The sequence below is a fragment of the Microcoleus sp. CAWBG58 genome (assembly GCF_020883045.1).
In the GTDB taxonomy this organism is placed as follows: domain Bacteria; phylum Cyanobacteriota; class Cyanobacteriia; order Cyanobacteriales; family Microcoleaceae; genus Microcoleus.
Window position 1 is genome coordinate 28,479 of record NZ_JAHRFA010000060.1, and the last position, 16,336, is coordinate 44,814.

9 protein-coding genes are annotated in these 16,336 nt (G+C 49.1%); 8 read left to right on the plus strand and 1 reads right to left on the minus strand.

Features of this window, described 5'->3' with window-relative positions:
- Window positions 1-5 precede the first annotated feature (5 nt).
- The 8 genes from QZ918_RS23290 (at window position 6) to QZ918_RS23325 (ending at window position 14,324) form a co-directional block, all read left to right on the plus strand.
- Window positions 6-686, plus strand: coding sequence for a TIGR00266 family protein (locus QZ918_RS23290; protein WP_293338787.1), 681 nt, complete (start codon window positions 6-8; stop codon window positions 684-686).
- Window positions 687-855: 169 nt separating this feature from the next.
- A complete protein-coding gene (locus QZ918_RS23295) occupies window positions 856-1,551 on the plus strand; it encodes a TIGR00266 family protein (protein ID WP_293338790.1) in 696 nt (231 codons plus the stop codon).
- Window positions 1,552-1,639: 88 nt separating this feature from the next.
- Window positions 1,640-2,443: a M48 family metallopeptidase gene (locus QZ918_RS23300; RefSeq protein ID WP_293338793.1), complete on the plus strand. Its 804-nt coding sequence runs from the start codon at window positions 1,640-1,642 to the stop codon at window positions 2,441-2,443.
- Between the two features lie 42 nt (window positions 2,444-2,485).
- On the plus strand, window positions 2,486-2,614 hold the full coding sequence (locus QZ918_RS23305; protein ID WP_293338795.1) for a hypothetical protein: 129 nt from the start codon (window positions 2,486-2,488) through the stop codon (window positions 2,612-2,614).
- A 40-nt stretch (window positions 2,615-2,654) separates the two neighbouring features.
- Complete coding sequence (locus QZ918_RS23310) at window positions 2,655-3,023, plus strand: translation initiation factor (protein ID WP_293152125.1); 369 nt, start codon at window positions 2,655-2,657, stop codon at window positions 3,021-3,023.
- Between the two features lie 257 nt (window positions 3,024-3,280).
- Complete coding sequence (recR, locus tag QZ918_RS23315) at window positions 3,281-3,874, plus strand: recombination mediator RecR (protein ID WP_293338798.1); 594 nt, start codon at window positions 3,281-3,283, stop codon at window positions 3,872-3,874.
- 174 nt (window positions 3,875-4,048) lie between these two features.
- Window positions 4,049-6,145 (plus strand): prolyl oligopeptidase family serine peptidase, encoded by a 2,097-nt coding sequence (locus QZ918_RS23320; RefSeq protein ID WP_293338800.1) that lies wholly within the window; start codon window positions 4,049-4,051, stop codon window positions 6,143-6,145.
- Window positions 6,146-6,950: 805 nt separating this feature from the next.
- Entirely contained in the window at window positions 6,951-14,324 is a 7,374-nt protein-coding gene (locus tag QZ918_RS23325; RefSeq protein ID WP_293338803.1) for a DUF4347 domain-containing protein, read from the plus strand.
- 536 nt (window positions 14,325-14,860) lie between these two features.
- Here QZ918_RS23325 and QZ918_RS23330 read toward each other — a convergent pair.
- A complete protein-coding gene (locus tag QZ918_RS23330; RefSeq protein ID WP_293338805.1) occupies window positions 14,861-15,757 on the minus strand; it encodes an SH3 domain-containing protein in 897 nt (298 codons plus the stop codon).
- Window positions 15,758-16,336: the final 579 nt, after the last annotated feature.

The following is a 16,336-nucleotide window of genomic DNA, read 5'->3' on the forward strand; positions in this document are numbered from 1 at the left end:
CAAATATGAAAATTGAACTTTTACAACAACCCGACAGCACAATCGCCCGTGTCACTCTAAATGCAGGTGAAGAAATCGTTGCCGAGGCAGGTGCAATGGTGGCAATGAGTGGCAATGTACAAGCAAGTACGACATTACGTCAAGGCAAAGGTGGCGGTATTTTCGGCGGACTCAAACGAATGATTGCCGGAGAGTCGCTCTTTTTAAGTGTATTTCGATCGCCAACACCCGAAAATACATTGTTTTTAGCACCCAAAATGTTGGGCGATATGCTGCACTATCAAATGGGGAAAAGTGGCTTAGTAGTACAAGCAGGTTCTTATTTAGCTAGCACATCGGATGTCAATATTGACTTGGGCTTTCAAGGCTTCAAATCGATGTTTTCTGGAGAAAGTATCTTCTGGCTAGATATGGGGGGTCAAGGAGACGTGTTATTGAGTTCCTTTGGCGCAATTTACGAAGTTCCAGTCAAAGGAGAATACATTGTTGATACAGGTCATATTGTCGCTTTTGAGAAAAGTTTAAAGTTTGAAATTACTAAGCCCCCAGGAAGTAGTTGGGTGAGTGCATTTCTCGGTGGAGAAGGTTTAGTTTGTCGATTCAAAGGTAACGGTCGTCTGTTCTGTCAAACCCACAATACCACAGCATTCGGTCAAGCAGTCGGCACTCGTTTACCTCCCAGGTAAGCTGTGTTGTATCTAGATTGCCTATGATATTAGAGAGGAGAAGGGAAGAAGATTTGACGATTAAGGTGCGTCGCTATCTATAATCTGCAATTTTTATCTAAGATATCGCAGCGATGCACCCTACCAAACTATCAACTGCCAACTACCAACTACCAAATATCAACTTTATATGCCTAAAAACATCTCATATACAATCGAACATTCTCCATCCTATGCCCAACTAAGACTCAAGATTCCTGCCAACCAAACGGTGTTGGTAGAATCTTCGGGAATGGCAGCAATGGATAGTCACATTACCCTGAAATCAAAGGTCAAAGGAGGTTTAATGAAAGGCCTCACGCGAATGTTAGCAGGTGAGTCTTTGTTTATCAGCGAATTTACTTCACCGGAACGTTCTGGAATACTTTACGTTTCCCCTGGAGTTCCCGGCGACATTCAACATTATCACCTCGATGGCAATAGTTTGATGCTGCAATCTTCGGCTTTTGTGGCATCGAGTCCTACTGTAGATCTTGATACTAAGTTTCAGGGATTAAAAGGTTTCTTTAGCGGCGAATCGTTGTTTTTTCTGAAAGCAACTGGACAAGGTGATATCTGGTTTAATTCCTATGGCGCAATTCTGGAAATTCCAGTCAATGGAAGTTATATCGTGGACACCGGTTATATCGTTGCTTTTGAGGATACGCTGAAGTATGATGTTGAAGTCCTGGGCGGACTATCCTGGAAAAATTTGAGAACGGGAATTTTAGGTGGAGAAGGCTTAGTTTGTCGTTTCAGTGGACAGGGGAAACTGTGGATACAGTCTCGCAATCTGTTTCCTTTGATTAATTTCTTAAATCCCTTCCGGCCGACAAAGAACAATTAGTTGATAGGGGGTAGGCACGGGGCACTACCCCTACAAATTTATCTGAATCATTTAAGATTGCTATACTATAGAATAATTAAAAAACATTATGACCGATCGCAATCCACCGACAAGTAATAGGCAACTGCTAGCCCTATTGGGAATTTTTTTGGCTTTAATATGTTTATTGCTTTGGGGAAGCCTCAAACTGGTAGATGGGCTGATTTTATTAATTCCTCCCGAACTCGAACAGCGTTTGGGGGCGTTGGTTATCCCGGCTTACGAACGTCTTGCGGAATCTTCTCCAGCACAAGATACCCTGAATCAACTTCTCGATCGCCTGGAAACTAAATTACCTAAACAAAAAAATACCATCGATCGCAATTATCGCCTAATTTACATTCCCGATGATACTGTCAACGCGCTAGCCTTACCTGGAGACACAATTGTTGTTTATCGGGGTTTAATCAAGCAATTGGAATCGGAAAACGAGTTGATGATGATCTTAGGTCATGAGTTGGGTCATTTCGCCAATCGCGATCATTTGCGGGGAATTGGACGGGGATTGGCGCTACAATTTGTGGTAGCGGTGTTCGTAGGCGATGGAGGTGGGTTGGTGAATCTTGCTACTGCGATCGCTTCCAATTTAAGCAAAGCCCAATTTTCGCGCAGTCAGGAAGCCCAAGCCGATGAATTTGGCTTACAACTCTTGGTTTCCCATTACGGGCACGCAGCGGGCGCAGCAGACTTTTTCCAGCGATTAGGGCGACAATCTCGTTTAGATTTTGCTTTGTTATCGACTCATCCGGCACCTGGCGATCGCAGTTTAACCCTAACACAAACGATCGCCCAACGCCGCTATCCGATTCAAGAGCGATCGCCAGTACCCGCAACACTCAAAAGCAATCCATAATATCAGAGTCTCAACGAGCGATCGCAACCTTACCAGAAAGAATTGGTTGAAAGCCCGCCCGCCTTTGACGGACAAATTACGATCGGGCTATTCATTACTCCATTCATCTTCCTTCTAGCTAGAGGTCGCTCTCGAACGGTTAACTGTCAACTGTTGAAACCAATTCCCTAAAACTAGAAATACCCGTAAAAAAGTTCAGGCATTATAACATATGGCAGCATCCAAACGCAAAAATTCTGACAACAAAACAACTGACGGCAAACGAGTAGTTTACTCTGAGTTTGGCAACTACGAAAACTCGGCTGCTCTCGAACGAGGAACCCCGGAAGTTCCGTCAAATCAACAAACTTTGAAAGTAGAAGCATCCCGAAAAGGACGCGGTGGCAAAACAGTTACAGTCATCAGCGGATTTCAAGAAAAACCCGAAACCTTAGCAAATTTAGCGAAGCAGCTAAAAGCCCAATGCGGCACGGGCGGTACAGTTAAGGATAATGACATTGAAATTCAAGGCGAACACAAGCAAAAGCTCCTCGAACTCCTGACAAAATTGGGTTATAAAGCTAAAATTAGCGGAGGTTAATCTCAATTCTAAGTTCGCAGTCAAAAATTGAGTTACTCAGGGTCGATCGCGCGCATATCAAAGAAACCGGGTTTTTTTGCTGAATCGGCAGGTGGGAACCAGTATTTTCGCAAAAAAAAACCGGTTTCTAGGCCTCTCGTACATAAGTTCTATCCTTTTGATTTAGGATTGTGGAAGAACGGACTGAAGTCCGCACTACAAACAACTTCTTCCTTCTTTAAACTGTCAACTGTCAACTGTCAACTGTCAACTAATTTATGTATACTAGACCCTTAGCCCGTTTGATCGAACAATTGCAGCGCTTACCCGGAGTCGGGCCAAAAACGGCACAGCGGCTGGCTTTGCACATTTTAAAACGACCGGAAGAAGACGTGCAAGCCTTAGCTCAATCTTTGATTGATGCCAAAAAACAAGTCGGTTTCTGCAAAGTATGCTTTCACTTATCCGCTGAACCTGTTTGCGAAATTTGCCGCAACACCAACCGCGACGGTTCTACAATTTGTGTTGTGTCAGAATCCCGCGATGTAATCGCCTTAGAAAAAACGCGGGAATATATCGGTAAATATCATGTTGTCGGTGGCGTTATCTCGCCGATGGATGGAATTGGCCCGGAACAGTTGAACATTCAGCCATTAGTCCGCCGTGTCAGCCAGCAAAATATTAGTGAAGTTATTATTGCGATTAGTCCTAGCGTGGAAGGGGAAACTACTACTCTTTATATCGGTCATTTATTGAAACCTTTTACTAAGGTTACGCGAATAGCTTTTGGTTTACCGATGGGGGGAGATTTGGAATATGCGGATGAGGTAACTTTGGCTCGTGCTTTGGAGGGAAGGAGGGAATTGGATTAGGTGAATTGAAATAGAAGAGAAACGAACCGCGAAGACGCTAAGAACACGTTCGGCGAAGCCGTTCCCGAAGGGTAGGAAGATGGGAGAGAAGAAAGTGCGATTGCTTTATTGAGGTTCGCAATGACAATTTTGTAAAAAAGGTTAAACTGAATAAAGTTACTGAGAGTGAAAAATATGACTCAATTCGATCGCCCTTTAAGCTACCCCACAACCCGCAAAGCCGAGCAAACAGACGATTACCACGGCGTCCAAGTATCCGACCCCTACAGGTGGCTGGAAGACCCGGATTCAGAGGAAACTCAAGCCTGGGTGGAAGCTCAAAACGCAGTCACTTTCGGCTACCTCAGCCAAATTCCGGCGCGGGAAAAAATCAAACAGCGCCTGACTAAACTGTGGGATTACGAGAAATACGGCATACCTTTTAAACAGGGCGATCGCTATTTTTACTACAAGAATGACGGTCTGCAAAATCAATCCGTACTCTACACTTTAACATCTCTCGACGGCGAACCAAAAGTATTAATTGACCCGAACACTCTCTCAGAAGACGGAACCGTTGCTCTCGGCGGCATAGCTCTCAGCGAAGACGGCCAACTTATGGCCTACGGTTTGTCAATTTCTGGCTCGGATTGGCAGGAATGGAAAGTTCGCGATGTGGAAACTGGGGAAGATTTATCAGACCATTTAAAGTGGCTGAAATTCTCAGGTGCAGCCTGGACTCACGACGGTAAAGGTTTTTTTTACAGCCGCTACGATGAACCCAACGAAAAAACCAAACTCGAAGATGTTAACTATTACCAAAAGCTATTCTATCACAAGCTCGGCACTCCGCAATCTGAAGATGTATTAATTTGCGATCGACCTGACCAAAAAGAATGGGGGTTTGGCGGTGGCGTCACCGAAGATGGTCGCTACTTAATTGTAGCAGTTTGGCAGGGAACTGAAACGAAAAACTTGATTTTTTATAAGGATTTAACTGCACCGGAATCCAGTGTTGTGGAACTAATTAATGAATTCGAGGCTGAGTACAGTTTCATCGACAATGATGGCTCGCTTTTCTGGTTTCAAACAGATTTGAATGCTCCTCTGGGCCGCGTAATTGCGATCGACACTAACAACCCTCCTCCCTCATCCCTCGCTGCCGATGACAGTCAAGGGAAATTCACCGAAATCATCCCCGAAGCAGCGGAAACCCTCGGAGGTATTGGCATCCTCAACAATCAATTTGTCGCTTCTTACCTGAAAGACGCCTACACTCAGATTAAAATCTTCAACTTAGATGGCTCTTTTGCGCGAGAAGTAGCCTTGCCGGGAATTGGTTCTGCAGGAGGTTTTGGCGGCAAGCGGCACGACACCGAAACCTTTTATGCTTACACCAGCTTCACGACTCCGAACACAATCTACCGTTACAATATGCTGACGGATGAAAGTAGCGTTTATCGGCAGCCAAAGGTTGATTTTAATCCAGAGGATTACGAGACAAAACAAATATTTTATCCCAGCAAAGACGGTACGCAAGTACCGATGTTTGTCACGCACAAAAAAGGCTTGCAGCTAGATGGCAATAACCCCACTTATCTGTATGGTTATGGTGGTTTTTCTATCTCGCTGACTCCAAGTTTTTCTCTTAGCAGGCTGGTTTGGTTGGAGATGGGCGGAGTTTATGTGACAGCTTGTTTGCGGGGTGGTGGCGAGTACGGCGAATCGTGGCACCAAGCTGGGACAAAGTTGAACAAACAAAATGTGTTTGATGACTTTATCAGCGCTGCGGAATGGTTGATCGAGAATAAGTATACCAAACCTGCTAAATTGGCGATCGCAGGTGGTAGCAACGGCGGCTTATTGGTGGGGGCTTGCATGACTCAGCGGCCAGAATTGTTCGGTGCAGCATTGCCCGCCGTCGGCGTCCTAGATATGTTGCGCTTCCACAAATTTACCATTGGTCATGCTTGGGTTCCTGAATATGGTTCGTCGGAAAATTCCGCAGAATTTCGGGCGATTCACGCCTATTCTCCGCTGCACAATCTGAAAGCGGGAACTGCTTATCCGGCGACAATGATTACAACTGCGGATCATGACGATAGAGTGGTTCCAGCCCACAGTTTCAAGTTTGCTTCGGCTTTGCAAGCAACGCACGCAGGCGAAAAACCGGTGTTAATTCGCATCGAAACAAAAGCGGGACATGGGGGTGGCAAACCTACCGCTAAAGTCATTGAAGAATTGGCAGATGAATGGGCTTTTTTGGTGCGCGAACTCGATATTAACGTTTAACCAGCGCGGGATTGGGTGCGCCTATTCTCTAGGGTGCGCCTATTCCCTAGGCGCGCACCCGCACTCCTCTCTTCAACTGCTGGTGAACACCACTTACCTGATGGTATGATCTGACACATCTTTTGCTGCTAACCTGGTGTTCAATGTGGAAATCGTGCGATCGTTTCATGGCCTGTGGCTGCGGAGATCGATCGCTACAGCATAAATTAGTGTAACTTGTCAACTCCCACTTGTCTTAATTTGCCTGACATTCTGTAACTTTTTGTATGGTTTAGCCTTGGTTCTGAGCTTTTTAGAGATGAAACCCTATTAAGTAAAGTTCGTGGCAATGTCAACTCCCACAAGTAGTAAATCCAAGCTACAATCAAAAAATTTTCTAATTCTCGGAAACGTTTTTTTCAGTGGATTTACGGTCAAGATTTCAGAAAAAATTACACTCCCAACTGTACTGAGAAGCATCCCGTTACCGGAATCACTGCCTTTTTGTCAGCAATACGTAAGTAAGTGCCGATCGCAATCTCAAGGTTCTGGGATAACTTATTTTCAAAAAAAAAATACTTGACTGGCGCAATCAAAACCAGATAATGCTTGCATATCTAAGGGTGTAGTGATTTATTACCTAGGCCAATGCGCGAAGGTGATACAGCATTCTCTATCCAATCCTTCCCTCACATCTTAACTTCAACAAAACACGTAAGTGTTTAATTTATTTCGTAAATATAATTTACAGTAAATTTATATTTCCGTGTATATCGAATGTTCTCAAAGGGGGTAGCTTAAAACTAAGTAACTAAATCAGCGAACTATGAAAACGAGCCCCAATACGTCGAATGTGTCAGCCGTAAAAATACGCAAATCTACTAATATTACCACTACCAACAACTTATTTTTTAAGCCAGCAAACTCTACAGCGTATCTAGAATCGAAAACATATCTAGTCGTTGTTGACTCCCGAGTAGAAAACTACGAGGAATTGATCCGTGGAGTCAAACCCGGAAGCGAAGTATTGGTGCTCGATCCAACCAGAGATGCGATCGCACAAATCACCGAATTTTTGGGGCATTACCACAGCATCAACAGCCTGCACGTAGTTTCTCACGGCCGAGAAGCAGCAGTAGAAATCGGTCGGACAGAACTGAATATTGATAACCTAGAAACCTACAGCAGTCAATTGCAGCAGTGGGGAAAAGCCCTTAACAAACCCGGTAGCATTTTACTTTATGGATGTAACGTAGCTGTCGGCGAATCAGGCATTAAATTCATACAAAAACTCAGCGAATTAACTGGAGCAAATATTGCTGCTTCTAACAACTTAACTGGGAGTGCAGCACTAGGCGGCGACTGGGAATTAGAAATTACCACAGGACAAATCGATGCCGAATTAGTCTTTAAACCAGAAGTCTTAAAAACCTACAATCATGTCCTCGGAACATTAGTTACCGAAAGCTTTCAAAATCCCACAGCATTAGGGCCTTGGATCTACGGAACTAGCGGCGGTGCACTGGAACCGGGATTAACCGCAGGTAGCGGCCCCGGCATCATTCCCAGTTTAGGGCTGGGCGATCCTCCGGGCAGTGGCGCTTTAAGATTAACATCGAATGCGAACAACCAAGCAGCTTTTGTCATCTACAACAACCCAATTTCTTCGACTGACGGCATCAGAGTTGTCTTTGATTTATTTGCCTATGACGGCACCGGTGCCGACGGCATTAGTTTCTTCTTAATTGACGGGGCTGCTACACCAACTCAAGCAGGTGGATTCGGCGGTTCTCTCGGTTATGCTCCCAACAACAGTTCTGGTATACCGGGGATTGTCGGAGGTTATTTAGGTGTTGGATTTGACGAATATGGCAATTTTTCAGATCCGAGTGAAGGGCGTTTAGGTGGCCCGGGATCGATACCTGATGCGGTAGGAATTAGAGGCAGCCAAACCGGAGGATATCAGTTTTTAACTAACAATGTAATTCCCGGCGGGATAGATAATCCTACCGTTACCGATCGCATTCTTGCCAAAAAAAGAGTTCAAATTACTTTACAACCGTCTACTCCCACAATACCCAGCCGTTTTTTCGTTAACATCGACTTAAACGGCGACAACTTATTTAACGGCCCGGGCGAAAGTGCGATCGACATCCCCGATTTGGCTGCTATAAATGGCACAATTCCGCCGACTTTCAAATTTGGTTTTGCTAGTTCGACAGGATCGGCGACAAACATTCACGAAATTCGCAATCTCAGCGTTGAGACTGTGACAGAACCTACAATCTCCGCCGACATTGCCACGGTTAAAACTGGCCCCGCATTTGCCCTACCCAACAGCAGTATTACTTACACCATTACTTCCACCAATAACGGGCCGAGCAGCGCTACCAACGTCCTGATTCAAGATCCCCTGCCTCCGGGCTTAACTTTCAGCAGCGCCGATAACGGTGGTATTTTCAACCCGACAACGCGGAGTGTCAGTTGGCCGGTGATTCCGACTCTGGCTAACGGTGCCAGCGTTACCCGCAGTATTACCGTGACTGCACCTGCCACAATCGGATCGGTAACTAACCTGGCATTTAGCAGCAGCAGCACTTTCGATCCCAACCTGATTAACAACAGCGGTGAAGGGGCAGTATCTAAAGCTACAACTGCGATCGTAGCGGCTACAGCCGACATCATCACCTCAAAAACAGGCCCGACAACAGCCGTGGCTGGATCGACAGTCACCTATACAATTACCTCACAAAACAGCGGGCCGAGCAGCGCTACCAACGTCACGGTAACAGATGCTTTGCCGGCAGGTTTAACCGGAGTGACAGCCTCCGACGGAGGCAGTTACAATCCTGCCACAGGTGTTGTCACTTTTCCGGCGATCGCAACTTTGGGCATCGGTGCCGCTAACGCCGTCAGCCGCACAGTCAGCTTCAGTACCCCAAATACCGGCACTGTCATCGACATTGCCAGGAGTACAGCCGAAACTCCCGATCCCAATAGTGCCAACAACAACGGCACGGCTGCGATCGCTCAAGTCAGCACCACGATAACAAGCAGCGCCGACGTAGTTACCACCAAAACTGGCCCGGCATCTGTCACGCCCGGAGCCACTGCCACTTATACCATCACCGCCCAAAATGCCGGCCCTTCGTCTGCCGCCAACGTTTCCATCACCGATACCCTGCCTGTGGGCTTAACCGGAGTGACAGCCTCCAACGGTGGCACTTACAACCCTGCCACAGGTATTGTCACCTGGACGGCGATCGCAAGTTTGGCAAGCGGGGCAGCCAACGCCGTCACCCGCACAGTCAGCTTTCCAGCGCCCGCGGGCGGCACAGTCGCCAACACCGCCAGAAGCACCTCCGACACCCCCGATCCCAATACTGCCAACAACAACGGCACGGCTGCAAACGCGCAAGTCACCACCACCATCACTGCCAGCGCCGACGTAGTTACCACCAAAGCAGGCCCGGCATCGATCGCGCCGGGAGCCACTGCCACTTATACCATCACCGCCCAAAACGCCGGCCCTTCCAGCGCCACCAACGTCGTCATCACCGATACTCTGCCTCTGGGGTTAACGGGAGTGACAGCTTCCAACGGTGGCAGTTACAACCCTGCCACAGGTGTTGTCACTTTCCCGGCGATCGCAAGTTTGGCAAGCGGGGCAGCCAACGCCATCACCCGCACTGTCAGCGTTGTTGCTCCTGCCAGCGGTAGCGTTGTCAACACTGCCAGAAGCACTGCCGCCACCGCCGACCCCAACAGTGACAACAACAACGGTACGGCTGCGAACGCTCAAGTGACAACTGCGATCGTTCCCGCGAACCAACCTCCGGTAGCCAATAACGCCAACAGCGCGATCGCACCCAGCAGCACCGTTTTACTGACCGGATTGGGAGGCACAGATCCCGACGGGACGATCGCCTCCTTCACCATCAACACCCTACCGCCAGCAGCCCAAGGAACCCTGTTTCTGGGCAATCCCGCGTCTGGGGGAATTGCCGTCACAGCGGGTCAAACTCTCACACCCACTCAAATCAATCAATTATTTTTCCAAGCGACCAACTCCTTTGCCGGAGCGAACTTCACCTACAGCGCTACCGACAATCTCGGCCTCACCAGTCCCGGCACCGCTACCGTCTCTGCGGTACTGCCGACACCCAACAAACCTCCTGTAGCCAACAACGCCAACATCAGCCTACCTCCGAACAGCACAGCCAACATTGTCGGACTCGGAGCAACCGACCCCGACGGAACGATCGCCTCCTACACAATCAACACCCTGCCGACAGTCGCTCAAGGGGTGCTATTTTTAGGCAATCCCGCCTCTGGGGGAATTGCCGTCACCGCAGGTCAAATTCTCACGCCCGCTCAAATCAATCAATTATTTTTCCAATCTACAGGCACTTTTACCGCAGCCAACTTCAGCTACAGCGCCACCGACAATCAAGGCGCTACCACCCCCGCCAGCGCTAGCGTTGCCGCCGCCATTCCAGTACCATCGCCAACACCCGCACCGGTCAACAAACCTCCGATTGCCAATCCTGTCAACAGCAGCCAGCAGCCCAGCAGCACCGCTTTATTGACCGGATTGGGTGGCACGGACTCCGACGGGACGATCGCCTCTTTTACGATTAACACCGTGCCACCTGTCTCTCAAGGGCAGCTATTTTTAGGCAATCCCGCCAACGGTGGCGTAGCGGTGACACCAGGCCAAGTTCTGACTCCGGCACAGATTCAGCAACTATTTTTCCAAGCCACAGGAAGTTTTACGGGAACCAACTTCAGCTATACCGCCACTGACAACGGCGGTGCCACCAATGCCGCTACCGCAAGTGTAGCGGCTATCCCCCTGCCCTTGCCGACACCGACTCCTGCACCAGTGCCGACACCGACTCCTGCACCAGTGCCGACACCGACTCCTGCACCAGTGCCGACACCGACTCCTGCACCAGTGCCAACACCGACTCCTGCACCAGTGCCACCTCCCAACCAGCCGCCAGTTGCCACAAATGTCAACTTCACTGTTCCCCCCAACACCAGCCCGCGAGTTCCGGGATTGGGAGGAACTGACTCTGACGGGACGATCGTCTCTTTCACTATCAACAGCCTGCCCCCAGCAGACCAAGGACAGGTATTTTTAGGAGATCCGGCCAACGGAGGCGTTCGACTCACACCCGGTCAAGTTCTGACTCCGGCACAGATTCAACAAATATTTTTCCAAACCACGGGCAGCTTTACAGGAGCCAATTTCACCTACAGCGCCACCGACAATCAAGGCGCCACCAGTCCCGCCAATGCTACAGTTACCGCTTTGGTTCCGGTGCCGAACCAACCGCCAGTTGCCACAAATGTCAACTTCAGCACCCCGCCCAACAGTAGCAGGTTAGTCACGGGATTGGGCGGAACCGACCCCGACGGCTCGATCGCCTCTTTCACCATCAACACTTTGCCACCGGCAAACCAAGGAGTTCTATTTTTAGGAGATCCCGCCTCTGGAGGCGTTCGCGTCACACCCGGCCAAGTTCTGACTCCCGCACAGCTTCAGCAAATATTTTTGCAAACGACTGCCAACTTTACAGGAGCGAATTTCAACTACAGCGCTACGGACGATCGCGGTGCTACCAGTCCCGCTAATGCTACAGTTGCTGCCATAGCTCCAGCTCCGGCACCGACTCCAACTCCAACTCCGACTCCGGCGCCAATTGTTCTCAACCAACCTCCAGTTGGCATAAATGTCAACTTCAACATCCCGCCCAACAACAGCGTGCGGGTTCCAGGATTGGGAGGAATTGACCCCGACGGGACGATCGCCTCTTTCACAATCAACACTTTGCCACCGGCCAACCAAGGAACACTGTTTTTAGGAGATCCTGCTAACGGTGGCATAGCGATCGCACCCGGTGAAATTCTCACTCCCGAACAGATTCAGCAACTATTTTTCCAAACGACGGGCGACTTTACGGGAGCCAATTTCACCTACAGCGCCACCGACAACCGCGGCCTGATTAGTCCCGGCACCGCTACTGTTGCTGCGATTCGCCCGACGACCAACTTACCGCCATTGGTGAACAATGCTAACTTCAGCATTGCTCCGGGCCGCAGCGCCCAGGTTCCGGGATTGGGAGGCAGCGACCCCGACGGGTCGATCGCCTCTTACACCATTAACACCCTGCCCCCAGCCAACCAAGGAGTTCTATTTTTAGGAGATCCAGCCAACGGCGGCGTTCGCGTCACACCCGGCCAAGTTCTAACTCCGGCACAAATTGAGCAATTATTTTTCCAAACCACAGGAAGTTTTACGGGAGCCACTTTCAGCTACAGCGCTACAGACGATCGCGGCGGTATCAGTCCCGCTACCGCTACTGTGGCCGCGATCTTGGGGCAAGTGGTGCCAACACCAACCCCAATATCAAATCCGATCGCCGAACCAGATACCGACTGTCTGTGCGAACCCATCGCAGACAAACCAGGAATTAACTTTGCACCGCCGCCACCAGCACCCGGAGTTCGATTTGTCCGGCCAACTTCGCAACTGGGAGAGGGACAAACCACCAAAGGTACAGACGGCAATGACTCGATCGCAGACAACAAAGGCAACCAAAAAATCATCGGCTTGCGAGGCAACGATACGATTTTGGGCAAAGACGGCGCCGACGAAATTTACGGCAATGAAGGCAATGACAGGATTTTTGCAGACACTGACACGGATATTGCTTACGGCGGCGAGGGCAACGATATCGTCCGTGCCGGCAAGCAGAACGACTGGATTGCAGGCGACATAGGCTCTGACACCCTGTTTGGAGATGAAGGCGGCGATACGATTTTGGGAGATAACGGCAGCGATAACTCTAGCAGCGCTGCGGACAATGGCGATTTGATCTTCGGAGGTAACGGCGCAGACATCATTAACGGCAACGAGGGCGACGATACCATCTATGCCGGTAAAGGTAACGATCTTGCCCTTGGAGGCAAAGAAAATGACCTGATGGGGGGTCAAATCGGCAATGACACCTTGATTGGCGGCACCGGCAATGACACCTTGTTTGGCGGTTTCATCGGCAACACAGACTTCGATTCCCAGGGACGCGACTTGCTCTATGGAAGCGACGGCGACGACTTCCTCAGCGGCCAAGAAGCCAACGATACGCTCGTTGCAGGCAAAGGTAACGATCGCGCTTACGGAGGTAAAGGCAATGACCTGATCTACGGTCAATTAGGCTCTGATACCCTCTACGGCGGTGCAGGCAACGATACTCTGCTAGGCGACAAAGGCGGTTCCAACTCAGTTAACGGTGATAGCGAAGGAGATTTAATCTTTGGCGACAGCGGCAACGACATCATCGGAGGCGGTAACGGCAATGACACCGTGCAAGCAGGCAAAGGCAATGATTGCGTTTGGGGCGGCAAAGAGAATGACTTGATTTGGGGCGAATTAGGCTCCGATACCCTTGTCGGCGACAGCGGCGATGACACGATATACGGTGGCGCTCGCAGTCGATCTCGAGATGTCAACGGCCGGGACTTGCTTTTTGGCAACATCGGTGCTGACGTACTCTTCGGCGATGAAGCTGACGATACCATCAGTGGCGGTGAAGGCGATGACAGCATTTACGGCGGTAAAGATAACGATCTCATTCACGGAGATCTTGGCAACGACAAGATTTACGGCGGTGACGGGGGCGATGAGCTCTGCGGTGGCGAGGGCAACGATACCATTTATGGCGATCGCTCCGATAACCGGGCTGTCTCGGTGGGCGCAAACGACCAGCAAGACTGCATCAATGGCGACGCTGGCGACGATTTGCTCTACGGCAATGAAGGGGAAGATACCCTGAATGGAGATGCTGGCAGCGATACCCTAATTGGCGGTAAGGATAACGACTTGCTCAATGGAGGTGATGGCGATGACTGGCTGTTTGGTGGCTTGGGCGACGATACTTTAATCGGAGGCATTGGGAGCGATCGATTTGTCTTGGGTGCTGACAGTGGTACTGATACTGCGATCGGTTTTGAGACCGGTGTCGATAAGTTTATTTTGATTGGCCTGAGTTTTCAGGAGTTGCAATTGAGCACCACTCCCGAAGGTACGTTGCTGCGAGTTGCAGGAAGCGATCGGGTTTTAGCGAATCTGGTAGGGATTAATGGGGCGATCGGCTCCTCGGATTTCCTATCATCAATTATCTTGCCTTCTTAGGGTTATAATTCAATACGGTTTACTAAAAATCTGACTTGCCCAAAATGGCTATATTGCCAGAAAATCGTCAGACGAAATTCATCAAAAGCATTAAGTAAACCGTATTGAAATACAATCCACTCCATCAAGAGAAGAGTCTTGAACCACAGAGGGCGCTTTTGGCGCAGAGGGCGCAGAGGCAAGAGTATTGCGAGGGTTTTGGAAAAAAAACTTTTATCCCTCCCCTCTCTGTGTTCTCTGTGTTCTCTGCGGTAAAATATTCTTAATATCTACTTCACCTCTTTATAATCAAAAAATCGTCAGATGAAATTCATCAAAAGCGTTAAGTAAACCGTATTGGGTTATAATTGGTCGCGAAATTACCCTATTCTCATAAGAAAACGCCACAGCAACTTACAATTTCTGTGGCGTTCCGATAATTTTTAATAATCTAAAACTCGACTGTAGCAAGGTTTGTAGTAAGGACTTTAGTCCTTCTTGAATGTGGGCTAAAGTCCTCAATACAAACCAAATTCGATCTGATATAACTCAGAAGTTTACTTGCACATGATCAAGTTTCCAGCCGAGATGAATCCGGGAACTGGGGCTGAAATCTCAACCCAATTGCGGTTTTCTCCATTCTTATCTTTGACTAACTGGAAATTCGGCACAAGCGTTACTTGACCGTTAGCAGGTACGCCGCCTTTAACTGTGGCAGTCTTTGAAGGCTCCGCACGAATAGCTAAACCTTTCGGTGCTACCCGAGGTTCTACTTGGCGGCAGAGGCTGACGGGGCCCGTTGCAGGTGCTGGTGTTGCTGCTGGCGCTGGTGTTGCTGCTGGCGCTGGTGCAGGTGCTGGCGCTGGCGCAGGTGCAGGTGCTGGCGCAGGTGCTGGTGCTGGTGCTGGTGCTGGTGCTGGCGCAGGTGCTGGTGCTGGTGCTGGACTTGGTGCTGGTGCCGGTGCTGGTGCTGGACTTGGTGCCGGTGCCGGTGCTGGTGCTGGTGCTGGTGCTGGTGCCGGTGCTGATGCCGGTGCTTGACTAACTGTGCACGAAGCTAAATTAGCCTCATTGTTCGGGTATCCGGTAGCTATATACCCTTTTACGGGAGCGGTAATTTGAATCCAGAGGCGGCCGTCGGAGGCTTTAACAGAAGTAGCACCTTGGAACAGCGTTACCTGAGTATTCATGGCTACACCGCCAACTCTCGCGGATTTGGGATCTGGGTTCTGGCGAACTGTCAAACCTTCTTTGGGAGTTACTTTGCGGCAAAGCGTGTCAGCTTGGGCGATTTGAAAGGTGGCGCTGTCTTCAAAGGAAATTTTTTCAGCATCCTGACTGGTAGTGGATGCTGGTGAGGTGGCAACACCGATCGCCTGAGCCTGCACACTTCCGGCTACAATGGCGATCGCGAGCAATGCAGCGGGTTTGTTCCAGCAATTCAAGTTTTTCATCCGTTCAACTCCTCAATCTAATCAAAACCATTATCTTTATTGCTGGTCAATATAGCAAAAAAAGCGATTTGTCTTCCATGAAAATGCTGTACATAACAGAATACTGCCTGCAAGTCAATTTTTATTTGTATAAATTAATGCAGCCTAAGATTTAAGCGAGGAAAAATTAAGCTGCTTTCAACAGTTGACAGTAGACAAGTAACAGTAGACAGTTTGAGAGCGAACTCTACCCTTCCCATCCTCCCGATGAAGCAAGAAGCAAGTGTCTAGACTTGTCTAGTATTTGCATCGCAGAAGGTGAAGGAAGCGAAGGAAACAGCCAAGAGAAATACTGCTAAAGTCGATCGAGCAGGTTTGTAGTGAGGACTTTAGTCCTTCTTTTCCCAGGTTTGTAGTGAGGACTTTAGTCCTTCTTTTCAGGTTTGTAGTGAGGACTTTAGTCCTTCTTTTCCCAGGTTTGTAGTGAGGACTTTAGTCCTTCTTTTCCCAGGTTTGTAGTGAGGACTTTAGTCCTTCTTTTCCCAGGTTTGTAGTGAGGACTTTAGTCCTTCTTTTCCCAGGTTTGTAGTGAGGACTTTA

Excerpts from the sequence above, each read along its gene's own strand:
- QZ918_RS23290 (WP_293338787.1), top strand. The coding sequence starts at position 6 with ATGAAAATTGAACTTTTACAACAACCCGACAGCACAATCGCCCGTGTC.
- QZ918_RS23295 (WP_293338790.1), top strand. The coding sequence starts at position 856 with ATGCCTAAAAACATCTCATATACAATCGAACATTCTCCATCCTATGCC.
- QZ918_RS23300 (WP_293338793.1), top strand. The coding sequence starts at position 1,640 with ATGACCGATCGCAATCCACCGACAAGTAATAGGCAACTGCTAGCCCTA.
- QZ918_RS23310 (WP_293152125.1), top strand. The coding sequence starts at position 2,655 with ATGGCAGCATCCAAACGCAAAAATTCTGACAACAAAACAACTGACGGC.
- recR (WP_293338798.1), top strand. The coding sequence starts at position 3,281 with ATGTATACTAGACCCTTAGCCCGTTTGATCGAACAATTGCAGCGCTTA.
- QZ918_RS23320 (WP_293338800.1), top strand. The coding sequence starts at position 4,049 with ATGACTCAATTCGATCGCCCTTTAAGCTACCCCACAACCCGCAAAGCC.
- QZ918_RS23325 (WP_293338803.1), top strand. The coding sequence starts at position 6,951 with ATGAAAACGAGCCCCAATACGTCGAATGTGTCAGCCGTAAAAATACGC.
- QZ918_RS23330 (WP_293338805.1), bottom strand. The coding sequence starts at position 15,757 with ATGAAAAACTTGAATTGCTGGAACAAACCCGCTGCATTGCTCGCGATC.